The following is a 13,641-nucleotide window of genomic DNA, read 5'->3' on the forward strand; positions in this document are numbered from 1 at the left end:
GACATGACCGCGCCAGTTCCCGCGCCGGGCATTCATGCCACGGCCCTTGTCGATCCCCTGGCCCAGCTGGACAGCTCGGTCAGTGTCGGCCCTTACACGGTCATCGGTCCCCATGTCAGGGTGGGGGCAGGCACCACCATCGGGGCTCACTGCGTGATCGAAGGCCACACGACGATAGGCCGCGACAACCGGATTTTCCAGTTCAACTCACTTGGCGCGATTCCGCAGGACAAAAAGTACGCGGGCGAACCTTGCGAACTGGTCATTGGCGACCGTAACACCATCCGTGAATTCTGTACTTTCAATATCGGCTCGCCGGGTGACAGCGGTGTGACACGCGTCGGCGACGACAACTGGATCATGGCTTATGTGCACCTGGCGCATGACTGTGTGGTGGGTGACCACACCATCTTCGCCAACAACTCCCAGCTGGCCGGTCACGTTCACGTGGGTGACTGGGTCATTCTGGGTGGTTTTACCGTGGCGCATCAATTTGTCCGGCTGGGCGCCCACAGCATGACGGCCATGTGTTCGCTGCTGTTTGCCGACTTGCCGCCATTCGTGATGGCGCAAGGCCAGCCCGCGCAGGCGCGGTCGATGAATTTTGAGGGCCTGCGGCGCCGCGGCTTTTCTGCCGGACGCCTTTCGGCCGTCAAGGCCATGCACAAAGCGCTATACCGGGATGACCTGACGCTGGATCTGGCCCGCGCCCGGATCGGTGAGTTGGCCGACAAGCACCCCGAAGCAGCTTCCGATGTCCAGATGATGCTGTCATTCCTGGCGCAAACTTCGCCGCAGCGCGGCATTGTCCGGTAGGCCGGCCTCCATGAGCGCGGCACCCAGGATTGCCATGGTTGCCGGAGAAACTTCCGGTGATTTGCTGGCGGGCTTGCTGCTGGACGGCCTGCATGCGCGTTGGCCTGGCCTGCAGGCCAGCGGCATTGGCGGGCCGCAAATGGCCGGGCGCGGCTTTCAGGCCTGGTGGCCGCACCACAAGCTGGCCGTGCGCGGCTATGTGGAGGTGCTGCGTCATTACCGTGAGATCGTCGGCATACGCGAGCAGCTGAAACAGCGCCTGCTGGATCAGCGCCCTGATATTTTCATCGGCGTGGACGCCCCCGACTTCAATCTTGACCTGGAGGCCGCGTTGAAGGCCCAAGGCATCAAGACCGTTCATTTTGTCAGCCCCTCCGTCTGGGCCTGGCGTGCGGACCGTGTCGAGAAGATCCGGCGCAGCGTGGACCACGTGCTGTGCATTTTTCCGTTTGAACCGGCCTTGCTGGCTTCCCATGGCATCGCGGCAACGTATGTCGGCCATCCGCTGGCCAGCGTGGTTCCCCTGCAGCCGGACCGGGCCGCCGCGAGGCGCAAGCTGGGCCTGCAGGACGACGACGTGGTCATCGCCATCTTGCCGGGCAGCCGCAAGTCCGAGATCCAGTATCTGGCCGAAAGATTTTTCAGGGCTGCAGCCTTGGTGAAGCGAGCGCAACCAGCCATCAAATTCATAGTGCCCGCCGTCCCCCTGCTGAAATCCGTGATCGAGCGACTGGCCGATGCGGCCGGCATGCGGGCCAACCTGCAAATCATCGAAGGCCAGTCGCACACCGTGCTCGCCGCTTGCGATGTGACCTTGATTGCCAGCGGTACCGCGACATTGGAAGCGGCCTTGTTCAAGCGCCCCATGGTGATCGCCTACAACATGAACTGGCTGTCGTGGCAGATCATGTGGCGTAAAAAGCTGCAGCCCTGGGTCGGCCTGCCTAATATCCTGTGCCAGGATTTCGTGGTGCCCGAACTGCTGCAGGAGGCGGCAACGCCCGAGGCGCTGGCCGCYGAGTTGCTGCAATGGGTGGATGCAAAACTAACGGCTCCTGACAAAATAGCGGCTGTCGAACAACGATTCATGGCACTGCATGCCGAGCTGCAGCGCGATACTTCCCAATTAGCGACCGATGCGATCCAGCAAATTCTTGAAAGCTGAACAAACACCCCTGTCTTGGGACACCCCCGGCCTCGTGGCCGGCGTGGACGAGGCCGGACGGGGCCCGCTGATGGGCCCGGTGGTGGCTGCGGCTGTCATTCTCGACGAACTCAATCCCATCAAGGGTCTGGCCGACTCCAAAAAACTCACACCGCAACGGCGTGAAGAGCTGTACGACCAAATCCGGGCCAAAGCGCTGTGCTGCTCCATTGCGCTGGCCACCGCTGAGGAAATAGACCGCCTGAACATCCTGCAGGCCACCATGCTGGCGATGAAACGTGCGGTGGAGAGCCTGCGACTCAAGCCCAACAAGGTGCTGGTCGACGGCAATCGCCTGCCCACGCTGGTCATCCTGTCGGAGGCCGTGATCGGAGGCGACGCCATTGTGCCGGCCATCTCGGCCGCGTCCATTCTGGCCAAGGTCTACCGTGACCGCTGGTGCGCCGAGTTTCACCTCGAATACCCGCAGTATGGTTTTGCCGCCCACAAAGGGTATTGCACGGCTGAGCATCTGGCGGCGCTGCGCGAGCATGGCGCCTGTCCCCAGCACCGCCGGTCTTTTGCGCCGGTAGCCGAGGTGTTGCGGTGAGCGCCGGTCCCGGCGCTGTCACGCACATCACGTCACGCGACAACACGCTCATCAAGGAATTGCGCAAGCTGTCGCAGGACAGCACGGCTTACCGCAAGCAGGGCCGCGTCTGGCTGGAGGGCGACCATTTGTGCCGTGCCGCGCTCATACGCGGGCAGAAGCCATCGATTGCGATTTTTTCGGAGTCTTTTTGGTCATCAGTTCCTGCCGAATGGTCGCAGGCAGCTATCAAAAACATAGTAATTCCGGATGCGTTGCTGCACGAAATCAGCGGGCTGGAATCGCCCGCACCCATGGGTTTCGTGCTGGACCTGCCGGTGGCCGGCGGCCTGGAGCCGGGCGCAGCCTCCGTGATCCTGGACCGGGTGCAGGATGCCGGCAATGTCGGCTCCATCCTGCGCAGCGCGGCGGCTTTCGGTTTTGGCCAGATCATCGCCTTGAAGGGCACGGCAGCCCTGTGGTCACCCAAAGTGCTGCGGGCCGGCATGGGCGCTCACTTTACCCTCCACCTGGTGGAGGGTGTGGAGCCTGATGTCCTGGCGGCGCTGAGCGTTCCCATTGTGGTTACCAGTTCCCACCAGGGCAGCTTCCTGCACCAGCAGAAACTGCCTCAGCCTTGCGCCTGGGCCATGGGGCACGAAGGGCAGGGCGTGAGCGATGACCTGATGGCCCGATCGGTCCTCAAGGTACGCATAGACCAGCCCGGCGGCGAAGAATCGCTGAATGTGGCCGCCGCCGCCGCCATTTGCCTGTACGCGAGCGCCACGGCCCGCCGTTGAGCGGGGGCACCCCGGGGACATTAGCCCTTCCCGGGGGGCCAAAGAGCTGCTGTCAGTCGCTAAACCGGGCGGCCACCTCACCTCCTCAGGCTATAATCAGTGGCTTTTCAAATCACAGCTTCGCCCGAGCGCATACCAAGCCAACACCCTCACAAAAGCAGCCCGCAAGAGTCTTAAGAGACGTTTCTTGTGCATGCTTGGGCGAACCGTAACCAACCCGGAGAACCCAGTGCTTTTGTCTCTACAGGGAATATCAGGAAAACCCCCTCACGCCATCCTGGCGCTCGCAGACGGCACGGTCTTTATCGGCAATTCGATCGGAGCGCCAGGCTCCACGATCGGCGAGGTGGTGTTCAACACCGCTATGACCGGCTACCAGGAAATCCTCACGGATCCGAGCTACTGCCAGCAGATCGTTACCCTTACCTATCCGCATATCGGCAACTATGGCATCAATGCCGAAGACATCGAGGCGGAAAAAGTCCATGCCGCCGGCCTGATCATCAAGGACCTGCCGCTGCTGGCCTCCAACTTTCGCATGTCCATGACCTTGTCCCAGTACCTGGTCAAGGAGGGCACGGTGGCCATCGCCGGCATCGACACCCGCCAGCTCACGCGCCTGCTGCGCACCAAGGGCGCACAAAACGGGTGCATTCTGGCACTGCCTGAAGGTGAGGAGGTCAGCCAGCCCGCCATCGAAAAGGCCGTGGCAGCCGCGCGGGGCGCGCCCAGCATGGCGGGGCTGGACCTCGCCAAGGTCGTATCGGTCAAGCAGACCTACGAGTGGACGCAAACCGAGTGGAAACTGGTGAACCTGGAAGGCAAGCCGGGATACGGTGTGCAGATCACGCCCAAATTTCACGTGGTGGCTTTTGACTTTGGCGTCAAGAAAAACATTCTGCGCATGATGGCCGAGCGCGGTGCGCGCATCACGGTGGTACCGGCACAAACACCGGCCGCCGACGTGCTCAAGCTCAAGCCCGACGGCATTTTCCTGGCCAACGGCCCGGGTGATCCGGAACCTTGCGACTACGCCATTGCCGCCGTGCGTGAATTGATCGAGACCGGCATTCCGACCTTCGGTATTTGCCTGGGCCACCAGATCATGGCGCTGGCCAGCGGCGCCAAAACCTTCAAGATGAAATTTGGCCACCACGGCGCCAACCATCCGGTCAAGGACCTGGACAACGGCCGTGTGAGCATCACCAGCCAGAACCACGGTTTTGCAGTGGACGAGAAGAGCCTGCCCGCCAACCTGCGGCCCACGCACATCAGCCTGTTTGATGGCACGCTGCAGGGCCTGGCCCGCACCGACAAGCCGGCGTTCTGCTTCCAGGGCCACCCTGAAGCGTCACCCGGCCCGCATGACATTTCGTATTTGTTTGACCGTTTCACCGCGCTGATGGAACAGGCAGGGGAGAAGAAAAATGCCTAAGCGCACAGACCTCAAATCGATCCTCATCATCGGCGCCGGCCCCATCATCATCGGCCAGGCCTGCGAGTTTGACTACTCCGGCGTGCAGGCCTGCAAGGCCTTGCGCGAAGAAGGCTACAAGGTCATCCTGATCAACAGCAATCCGGCCACGATCATGACCGACCCGGCCACGGCCGACGTGACCTACATTGAGCCCATCACCTGGCAGACGGTTGAAAAGATCATCGCGAAAGAGCGTCCCGACGCGATCCTGCCAACGATGGGTGGCCAGACTGCACTTAATTGCGCACTGGACTTGTGGCACCACGGGGTGCTTGAAAAGTACAAGGTTGAGCTTATTGGTGCCAAGCCCGAAGCCATCGACAAGGCCGAAGATCGCCTGAAGTTCAAGGAAGCGATGACCAAGATCGGTCTCGGTTCAGCCCGCTCCGGCATTGCGCACAGCATGGATGAAGCCTGGGCGGTGCAAAAGACTGTGGGCTTCCCGACGGTGATCCGCCCCAGCTTCACGCTGGGCGGCACCGGCGGCGGCATTGCCTACAACCCGGAAGAGTTTGAAGTCATCTGCAAGCGTGGCCTGGAGGCCTCGCCGACCAACGAGCTGCTGATTGAAGAGTCGCTGCTGGGCTGGAAAGAGTACGAGATGGAAGTGGTGCGCGACACCGCGGACAACTGCATCATCGTCTGCTCGATTGAAAACCTGGACCCCATGGGCGTGCACACCGGCGACTCCATCACGGTCGCGCCAGCCCAGACGCTGACCGACAAGGAATACCAGATCCTGCGCAATGCCTCGCTGGCTGTGCTGCGCGAGATCGGGGTGGACACCGGCGGCTCCAACGTGCAGTTCTCGATCAACCCGGTCGATGGCCGCATGGTGGTGATCGAGATGAACCCGCGCGTTTCACGCTCCTCGGCCCTGGCTTCCAAAGCCACGGGTTTCCCGATTGCCAAGGTTGCGGCCAAGCTGGCCGTGGGCTACACGCTGGACGAACTGCGCAACGAAATCACGGGCGGCGCCACCCCCGCGAGCTTTGAGCCCAGCATCGACTACGTGGTCACCAAGATCCCGCGATTTGCCTTTGAGAAATTTCCGACTGCCGATTCGCGCCTGACCACGCAGATGAAATCCGTCGGCGAGGTCATGGCCATGGGTCGGACCTTCCAGGAGTCCTTCCAGAAGGCCCTGCGCGGACTGGAAGTCGGCGTGGACGGCATGAACGAGAAGACCCAGGACCGCGAAGTGCTTGAGAAAGAGCTCGGTGCGCCGGGACCTGACCGCATCTGGTATGTGGGCGATGCCTTTGCGCAGGGCATGAGCGTGGACGAAGTGTTTGCACTGACCAAGATTGATCCGTGGTTCCTGGTGCAGATCGAGCAGATCGTCAAGATCGAGTTGGAGCTTGAAACCACCTCGCTTGACAAAATTGACGCTGTCACGCTGCGGGCGCTCAAGCAAAAGGGCTTTTCCGACCGGCGCCTTGCCAAGCAGCTCAAGACCACCGACACCGCCATCCGCGAAAAACGCCGCGAGCTCGGCGTGCGGCCGGTCTACAAGCGCGTGGATACCTGCGCCGCCGAGTTCTCCACCAACACGGCCTATATGTACTCGACCTACGAGGCCGAGGGCAGCGAGTGCGAAGCCGCGCCAACCGATAAAAAGAAAATCATGGTGCTGGGCGGCGGGCCCAACCGTATCGGGCAGGGTATCGAGTTTGACTACTGCTGTGTGCACGCGGCCCTGGCCATGCGCGAGGACGGCTACGAGACCATCATGGTCAACTGCAACCCCGAGACGGTGTCCACCGATTACGACACATCCGACCGCCTCTACTTCGAGCCCCTGACGCTGGAAGACGTGCTGGAAATTGTCGACAAGGAAAAACCGCTGGGCGTGATCGTCCAGTACGGTGGCCAGACGCCCCTGAAGCTGGCGCTCGACCTTGAAGCCAACGGCGTACCGATCATCGGTACCTCGCCCGACATGATTGACGCGGCGGAAGACCGTGAGCGCTTCCAGAAGCTGCTGCATGAACTCAAGCTGCGCCAGCCGCCGAATGCCACCGCACGTACCGAACCCGAGGCACTGGAAAAGGCCGCCGCCCTGGGTTACCCGCTCGTGGTGCGTCCCAGCTATGTGCTGGGTGGCCGCGCCATGGAGATCGTGCACGAGCAGCGCGACCTGGAGCGCTACATGCGCGAAGCCGTCAAGGTCAGCCATGACTCGCCGGTGCTGCTGGACCGATTCCTCAACGATGCCATTGAATGCGATGTGGACTGCCTGCGCGACAGCGGGGAAAACGGTTCGCCAGGCCGCACCTTCATTGGCGGCGTGATGGAGCACATCGAACAGGCCGGCGTGCACAGCGGTGACTCGGCTTGCTCCTTGCCGCCTTATTCATTGCGAGCCGAGACGGTGGCTGAGATCAAGCGCCAGACCGCCGCCATGGCCCAGGCCCTGAACGTCGTCGGCCTGATGAACGTGCAGTTCGCCATCCAGAACATCGACGGCAAGGATGTGATCTACGTGCTGGAGGTCAACCCCCGCGCGTCGCGCACCGTGCCGTTTGTCAGCAAGGCCACCGGCATCCAGCTGGCCAAGGTGGCTGCGCGCTGCATGGTCGGCCAGTCGCTGGCCTCGCAGGGCATCAGCAACGAGGTCACGCCGCCTTATTTCAGCGTGAAAGAGGCAGTCTTTCCCTTTGTCAAATTCCCCGGCGTGGACACCATTCTTGGCCCCGAGATGAAGTCCACCGGTGAGGTGATGGGTGTCGGCAAGACCTTTGGCGAGGCCTTTGTGAAGTCGCAGCTTGGCGCGGGCACCAAGCTGCCAACGTCCGGCAAGGTCTTCCTCACGGTCAAGAACAACGACAAACCGCGTGCGGTGGAGGTGGCGCGAGCTCTCGCGGCACTGAAGTTCGAGCTGGTGGCCACCAAGGGAACGGCCGCCGCCATCCAGGCGGCAGGTATTGCGTGCACGGTGGTCAACAAGGTTGCCGAAGGCCGGCCGCACGTGGTGGACATGATCAAGAACGACGAGATCGCGCTGGTCATCAACACCGTGGAGGAGCGGCGCAATGCGATTGCCGACTCGCGGCAGATCCGCACCTCGGCGCTGCTGGCCCGTGTGACTACCTACACCACCATTGCCGGCGCGGAAGCGGCTGTGGAAGGCATGAAATACCTGGACAACCTGAACGTATATTCAGTGCAGGAACTCCACGCGCAACTAGGCTAATTACCGGCTGGCTTGCGCAGGTTTTGCATTAAACTTGGATTTGAATAAACACTCCGCCGCCAGGTGACTGGTGGCGGTTTCGCTTTTGCTGGAGCAAAAACATGGCAACCATACCAATCACCAAGCGTGGTGCAGAAAGCCTCAAAGCCGAGCTGCACAGGCTCAAAACCGTTGACCGCCCCTGGGTCATCAATTCGATTTCCGAGGCGCGTGCCCAGGGAGACCTGAGTGAGAACGCCGAGTACGACGCGGCAAAAGACCGCCAGGGTTTTATTGAAGGGCGCATCCAGGAAATCGAAGGCAAGCTGTCGGCGGCCCAGATCATTGACCCTGCGGAACTTGACGCGGGCGGCAGGGTGGTGTTCGGCTCCACGATTGAGCTGCAGGACGAGGATTCGGGCGACACCGTGACCTACCAGATCGTGGGCGAAGACGAGGCCGATATCAAGCATGGCCGCGTCAACATCAGCTCACCGATTGCACGTGCCTTGATTGGCAAGGACGAGGGTGACACGGCTGAAGTGCAGGCGCCGGGGGGTGTGAGGCGCTATGAAATCGTGGCGGTCATGTACATCTAGGACATGAGGTCCCCACGCGCATCACTTGGCCCGGGCGGTATCCCGAGAGGGCTGCTCTCCCCCGGGGCGGTGGTCAAAAAGCGTTTCCGGTTGTTGGCACCGGCAGTTCGGCGCTATCCGTGAAACAACGGTTTGGCATCCTGCTGGCCGCTCTCTGGTGGGGCAGTCTCTCCGGCCTGGGCTTTGTGGTGGTGCCCCTGCTGTTCACGCACCTTGGCAGCCCGGCTGCTGCGGGTGCCATGGCTGCCAAGCTCTTCACGGCCCAAACCTGGCTCAGCACCGCCTGCGCCATGCTGATGCTGCTGGTTTTCAATAAAAAAGACGATCCGGCCACGGCCCTTTATGCTGCGGCGGCCACAAAATTTGTAGTGGCAGGGCTATTGCTGGCCTTGCTGGTGGAGTTTGGCGTGGCGCCGCGTATCGTCAGTGCCCGGGTCGAAGGTGCCAACCTCAAGCTCTGGCATGGCCTGGGAAGCGCCATGTACCTGGGCCAGTGGTTGTGCGCGGGCTTGAGCCTTTGGCGCTTGAGCCAGCCGGCCGCAGGCGCCGCGTCGGCAGCAGCCAGCCCCGATTAAACCTAGAAACGGCAGTTGGATGCGTCCGAGTGCGTCGTGATCGGCGTGCCAGGCAAGGCGTGACAACGCAGTGGGCTTGTGCCCACAAGGCGGAGCAACGCCGCATGGCGCGTCGAGCACGGTGCAATCGGACGCATAGCGCTGTTACCCAGAAGGTGAACGCAATCGAAGAGTGGAAAGTCAATGTGCATGCGGCTTTCCTAAGTTTGCGAGCGGTCAACTGCTGTTTCTAGGTTAAAGGCGCTCGGCAGATTCCAGCGTGTTGACCAGCAGCATGGTGATGGTCATGGGGCCGACGCCACCGGGTACCGGCGTGATGTAGCTGGCCACCTCCTTGACGCCTTCAAAGTCCACGTCGCCGCAGAGTTTTCCTTCATCGTTGCGGTTCATGCCCACGTCGATGACGACCGCACCTGGTTTGACCATGTCGGCGGTCAGCATATTGCGTTTGCCGACAGCTGCCACGATCACGTCGGCTAGCAGTGTCATGGCCTTCAGGTCCTTGGTGGCGCTGTGGCAGATCGTCACCGTGGCATTTTTCTGCAGCAGCATCATCGCCATGGGTTTGCCCACGATGTTGCTTCGGCCGATGACCACGGCGTGTTTGCCCCGCAGATCGCAGCCGATGCTCTCCAGCATCTTCATGCAGCCATAGGGCGTGCAGGGCCAGAAACCCGGCTGTCCGACCATCAGGGCACCCGCGCTGGCCACATGAAAGCCGTCGACATCCTTGCCGGGGGTAATCGCTTCAATGACCTTGTGCGCATCGATATGCGCAGGCAGCGGGAGCTGAACCAGTATGCCGTGGATGGCAGGGTCCCGGTTCAGCGCGTCGACCCGCGCCAGCAGATCCGCCTCGCTGAGCGTGGCGGGGTATTTTTCGAGGACGGAATGCACGCCGTTGTCCTCGCAGGCCTTGACCTTGTTGCGTACATAGACCTGGCTGGCCGGGTTTTCTCCCACCAGCACAACGGCCAGGCCCGGCGTGATGCCGCGTGCGCGCAGGGCGACCGCGCGCCGGGCGACCTCCGCACGCAGTTGTTTGGAGAGGGCATTGCCGTCAATGAGTTGTGCGGTCATTGTTTCAATTTTCTAAGTAAAAACGCCCGCTAGTCCAGGAACTACGGGCGCAAGCGGCTATAAAAAGCGTAGCGGCTGGGAATTTGGCTCCGGTGGCTATCAGGCCTTGGGCGCGCTGGAGCCCAAGGCTATTTTGAGCAGATCAGCCACGGTATTGGCATTGAGCTTTTCCATGATGTTGGCGCGGTGCGCCTCGACCGTCTTGATGCTGATGCCCAGGTCGTCGGCGATCTGCTTGTTCAGGCGGCCTGCCACGATGCGTTCGAGTACCTGTGCTTCGCGCGAGGTGAGCTTGGCCAGCAGGGCGTCGCGGCTGGCGGACTGCTGGTGGTCGCTGAACGCTTCCTTGGCCTGCTCCAGCATTCGCTCGACCAGATTGACCAGTGCTTCTTCCTGAAAAGGCTTCTGGATGAAATCCATGGCGCCTTTTTTCATGGTGTTGACCGCCATGGGAACGTCGCCGTGGCCGGTGATGAAGACGATGGGCAATGGCGACTTGCGTTCGACCAGGCGATCCTGCAGTTCCACGCCGGTCATGCCGCCCATGCGGATATCAACGATCAGGCAGGCCACTTCCCGCGCATCGTAGCGGCTCAGAAATGTTTCCGCCGAGTCGTAGCAACGCACCCGGTAGTCCTTGCCTTCGAGCAGCCACTGCAGCGAATCGCGCACGCCCTCGTCATCATCAACAACGTAGACAGTACCTTTTTTGGGAATCAAGCTCATGCCAAACTTTCTTTCGTGAACTTCTCGAGAGTATTCCTGAAGGGGCTTCAGTGAACGCCGGTATCCTTGGCCGCTACAGTATCGCTAGCAGAGGGCGCTGGTGAAAGCAGGGGCGTCACGGGGATCCAGAAAGTAAACCGGCACCCCACCACTTCGTCCCCATTGTAGAGGTTCTCGGCCTCCATCCTGCCCTGGTGGGACTCGACAATGCTGCGGCACAGTTTCAGGCCGATGCCCATGCCCTCGGCCTTGGTGGAATAGAAGGCTTCATAGAGCCGTGCCTTGACTTCCGGCGACAGGCCGTGGCCTGAGTCAAGAACCGAAAACTCCACCACGCTCTGGTCCTCGATATGCTTGGGCACCACGCGCAATTCAACGCTGCGGCGGGCGGTGGGCAGGTGTGCCTGCTCAATCGACTCGGCCGCATTTTTCATCAGGTTGATCAGCACCTGCTCGATCAAGATGGGGTCCACCATGACAGGGGGCAGGCGGGCGGCGATGTAGTGGCTCAGCCGCACATGATGACGCCTGAGTTCGATGTCGGCCAGTTCCATGGCATTGCTGACCATGGTGGCCACATCGGCCGCCGTGCGGTTGGGCTCGCTGCGTTTCACAAACGAGCGGATGCGCTGGATGATCTGGCCGGCGCGATGCGCCTGCCGGGCGGTCTTGTCCAGTGCGACCAGCAGGTCCTCGTTGCTGATTTGCCGGCCCTTGATGCGCGACACCATGCCGTTGCAATAATTATTGATGGCCGTCAGTGGCTGGTTGAGTTCGTGGGCCACGCTCGATGCCATTTCGCCCATGGTGATGAGCCGGCTCGCAGTCTGGGCGCGTTCGTTTTGCTGCGCGGCCTGTTCTTCGGCATGGCGCCGCGGCGTGATATCGGTCGCAATCACCATCTGCGCCAGGCGGCCGTCCACCCAGGTGAGGTAGCGCGAACGCACTTCCAGCCACTTGCCCAGGTCGGGCACAAAGATCTCGGCGTTTTCCGTCTGGGCGGTGGTCAGGGTGTCGGTGGGGAATCCGGCCATGCCGTCCACCGGATCAATGGCGTCCTCGGTAGGCATGGCCGCCGGCACGCCGGCCTGCGCGATCAGGTTCATGTGCCCGGACACCTCACCGCCAAACCAGGACCGGTAAAGCTTGTTGGCAAACAGCAGTTCTTCACTGCCCAGCGGCGCCACGGAGACTGCTGCATCCAGCCCTTCGAGCACGGTGGTGAAGCGTTCATACGAAGCCGACAACTCTTCACGAATGCGCTTGGGCTCGGTGATGTCCGTCATGGACGTCATCCAGCCCGTCTGTTGCCCGCGCGGATCAATCAGCGGTGACACATACATCCGGGCATCAAAGATCTGGCCGTTTTTGCGTTTGACGCGGACTTCGAATCCACCGGGAGGCGTTCGGCCATGCAATTCGTCGTCAAGCCGTGCCATCAGGATGTCGAGCTCTGCTTCAGGCCAGTGCGGAAAGGGTGGTGTGCGGCCCACGAGCTCATTTTCGCTAAAGCCCGTCATCTGGCAGAAAGCCGGGTTGACATAGGTGATGCGGCCCTGCAAATCCAGCGCGCGCATGCCGGTGAGCATGGAGTTTTCCATCGCGCGGCGGAAGTTGGTCTCGGATATCAGCGCCTGCTGTGCCTGGACACGGCGGCGGGTGTGACGCCAGGTGCCCAGCAGCATCCAGACGGTCAGGGCGCTGAGGGCGCTGACCAGCCAGAAAAATCCGCTGCCCACCACACCCAGCGAGGCACGGTAGCCTTCGGCGCGTATCAGCAGCCCATTGCCCACGGGAGAGACGGGGATTTCGTATTCGGCCGCGGCGTCGGACCAGGGCAGCAGCCGGGCCGCCGGATTGCGCCGGGGTGGCAAGTTGCCAGCCAGCACCAGGTTTTTATCATTCACCAGGGTCACGGCGTATTTGGCGGTCACTTCGGTCGGCACACCGAAGCGCAGCAATCCGTCAATGGAGTATTCGCCCATGATGACGCCGTCAAATTTCCCCTGGTCGTCGAGCGGTACCTGCAATTGCAGGGTAGGGACGTGTCCACTGTTTTCATTGGCCACGAGGGGGCGGGAGTACACCGGCTGACGCAGATCCCGCGCCAGCTCATACGTGCCGTCCGTCTCACCAACCTTGAGCTGCTCGCCCGCGCTACGCGACTGGCTCGGGTGGGCGCTGGGCGATGCATAAGCGACCTTCACCCGGCGCTTGCTGTCGACCCACGTTACCGCCATCAGTTCGGGGTACTGGTTGACCAGCGATTCCGCCTGGACGATGAACTCTTCGGCGTCAACCTCCTTGTTCGATACATCCCGGCCAATGCGCATGAGCTGCTCCTGCCTTTCGAGCAGTCGCAGGCGCAGCCTTTGCTGGGCGTATTCGACATCGCGTTTGACGGCCTGCTGTTCCCGGTCTATTTCCTCAATCCGAAGGTAGCCGAAGGCCGCGATGACGGCCGCCAGGAAAAGTACCACTGCCAGCAGCGGACCCAATGTAATGAAGCGGTCCTGCCGTGATGGTGACTGTTTGCCCCACCATCGGTGCCAGAAAGCGAGGGAGGCGGGACTCGCCGCAGCGGTGTCGGAATAGGGAGCGGGTTTGGTCATAGGGCAATCTCGCAGTTTAAGTGAGATGTTCCAGGCGAGCTTGCGTGA

The 13,641-nt window shown here is 61.6% G+C and carries 11 protein-coding genes; 8 read left to right on the plus strand and 3 right to left on the minus strand.

Annotated elements, in window-relative coordinates; translation table 11 throughout:
* Nucleotides 1–3: 3 nt before the first annotated feature.
* From lpxA to AC1DUR_RS12525, 8 genes are all read left to right on the plus strand, one after another.
* Entirely contained in the window at nucleotides 4–816 is an 813-nt protein-coding gene (gene lpxA / locus AC1DUR_RS12490) for an acyl-ACP--UDP-N-acetylglucosamine O-acyltransferase (protein ID WP_477718043.1), read from the plus strand.
* Nucleotides 817–826: 10 nt separating this feature from the next.
* Nucleotides 827–1,981 carry a lipid-A-disaccharide synthase gene (lpxB, locus tag AC1DUR_RS12495; RefSeq protein WP_477718044.1) on the plus strand — a complete coding sequence of 385 codons (1,155 nt, stop codon included), beginning with the start codon at nucleotides 827–829 and terminating at the stop codon, nucleotides 1,979–1,981.
* The gene (rnhB, locus tag AC1DUR_RS12500) at nucleotides 1,953–2,570 is read left to right on the plus strand and encodes a ribonuclease HII (RefSeq protein ID WP_477718045.1); all 618 of its coding nucleotides are present in this window, start codon (nucleotides 1,953–1,955) and stop codon (nucleotides 2,568–2,570) included. Before lpxB ends, rnhB begins: the two co-directional genes overlap by 29 nt.
* On the plus strand, nucleotides 2,567–3,349 hold the full coding sequence (locus AC1DUR_RS12505) for a TrmH family RNA methyltransferase (RefSeq protein WP_477718046.1): 783 nt from the start codon (nucleotides 2,567–2,569) through the stop codon (nucleotides 3,347–3,349). The genes rnhB and AC1DUR_RS12505 overlap by 4 nt, the downstream gene beginning before the upstream one ends.
* Nucleotides 3,350–3,578: 229 nt before the next feature.
* On the plus strand, nucleotides 3,579–4,784 hold the full coding sequence (gene carA, locus AC1DUR_RS12510) for a glutamine-hydrolyzing carbamoyl-phosphate synthase small subunit (RefSeq protein ID WP_477718047.1): 1,206 nt from the start codon (nucleotides 3,579–3,581) through the stop codon (nucleotides 4,782–4,784).
* A complete protein-coding gene (carB, locus tag AC1DUR_RS12515) occupies nucleotides 4,777–8,022 on the plus strand; it encodes a carbamoyl-phosphate synthase large subunit (RefSeq protein WP_477718048.1) in 3,246 nt (1,081 codons plus the stop codon). Before carA ends, carB begins: the two co-directional genes overlap by 8 nt.
* A 101-nt stretch (nucleotides 8,023–8,123) precedes the next feature.
* On the plus strand, nucleotides 8,124–8,600 hold the full coding sequence (gene greA / locus AC1DUR_RS12520) for a transcription elongation factor GreA (protein WP_477718049.1): 477 nt from the start codon (nucleotides 8,124–8,126) through the stop codon (nucleotides 8,598–8,600).
* A gap of 119 nt (nucleotides 8,601–8,719) precedes the next feature.
* The gene (locus AC1DUR_RS12525; RefSeq protein ID WP_477718050.1) at nucleotides 8,720–9,175 is read left to right on the plus strand and encodes a DUF4149 domain-containing protein; all 456 of its coding nucleotides are present in this window, start codon (nucleotides 8,720–8,722) and stop codon (nucleotides 9,173–9,175) included.
* A 234-nt stretch (nucleotides 9,176–9,409) separates the two neighbouring features.
* On the opposite strand, the gene folD is transcribed toward AC1DUR_RS12525, so the two are convergent.
* The 3 genes from folD to AC1DUR_RS12540 all read right to left on the minus strand — a co-directional run bounded on the left by folD (nucleotide 9,410) and on the right by AC1DUR_RS12540 (nucleotide 13,593).
* The gene (folD, locus tag AC1DUR_RS12530) at nucleotides 9,410–10,255 is read right to left on the minus strand and encodes a bifunctional methylenetetrahydrofolate dehydrogenase/methenyltetrahydrofolate cyclohydrolase FolD (protein WP_477718051.1); all 846 of its coding nucleotides are present in this window, start codon (nucleotides 10,253–10,255) and stop codon (nucleotides 9,410–9,412) included.
* A 99-nt stretch (nucleotides 10,256–10,354) separates the two neighbouring features.
* On the minus strand, nucleotides 10,355–10,981 hold the full coding sequence (locus AC1DUR_RS12535) for a response regulator transcription factor (protein WP_477718052.1): 627 nt from the start codon (nucleotides 10,979–10,981) through the stop codon (nucleotides 10,355–10,357).
* A gap of 47 nt (nucleotides 10,982–11,028) precedes the next feature.
* A complete protein-coding gene (locus AC1DUR_RS12540; RefSeq protein ID WP_477721648.1) occupies nucleotides 11,029–13,593 on the minus strand; it encodes a PAS domain-containing sensor histidine kinase in 2,565 nt (854 codons plus the stop codon).
* Nucleotides 13,594–13,641: the final 48 nt, after the last annotated feature.

It is taken from the genome of Polaromonas sp. P4_F4, assembly GCF_056401355.1.

Bases quoted from the DNA above. Each gene is read 5' to 3' on its own strand.
- rnhB (WP_477718045.1), top strand. From the start codon at position 1,953: ATGCGATCCAGCAAATTCTTGAAAGCTGAACAAACACCCCTGTCTTGG.
- carB (WP_477718048.1), top strand. From the start codon at position 4,777: ATGCCTAAGCGCACAGACCTCAAATCGATCCTCATCATCGGCGCCGGC.
- AC1DUR_RS12535 (WP_477718052.1), bottom strand. From the start codon at position 10,981: ATGAGCTTGATTCCCAAAAAAGGTACTGTCTACGTTGTTGATGATGAC.
- AC1DUR_RS12540 (WP_477721648.1), bottom strand. From the start codon at position 13,593: ATGACCAAACCCGCTCCCTATTCCGACACCGCTGCGGCGAGTCCCGCC.
- lpxA (WP_477718043.1), top strand. From the start codon at position 4: ATGACCGCGCCAGTTCCCGCGCCGGGCATTCATGCCACGGCCCTTGTC.
- greA (WP_477718049.1), top strand. From the start codon at position 8,124: ATGGCAACCATACCAATCACCAAGCGTGGTGCAGAAAGCCTCAAAGCC.
- folD (WP_477718051.1), bottom strand. From the start codon at position 10,255: ATGACCGCACAACTCATTGACGGCAATGCCCTCTCCAAACAACTGCGT.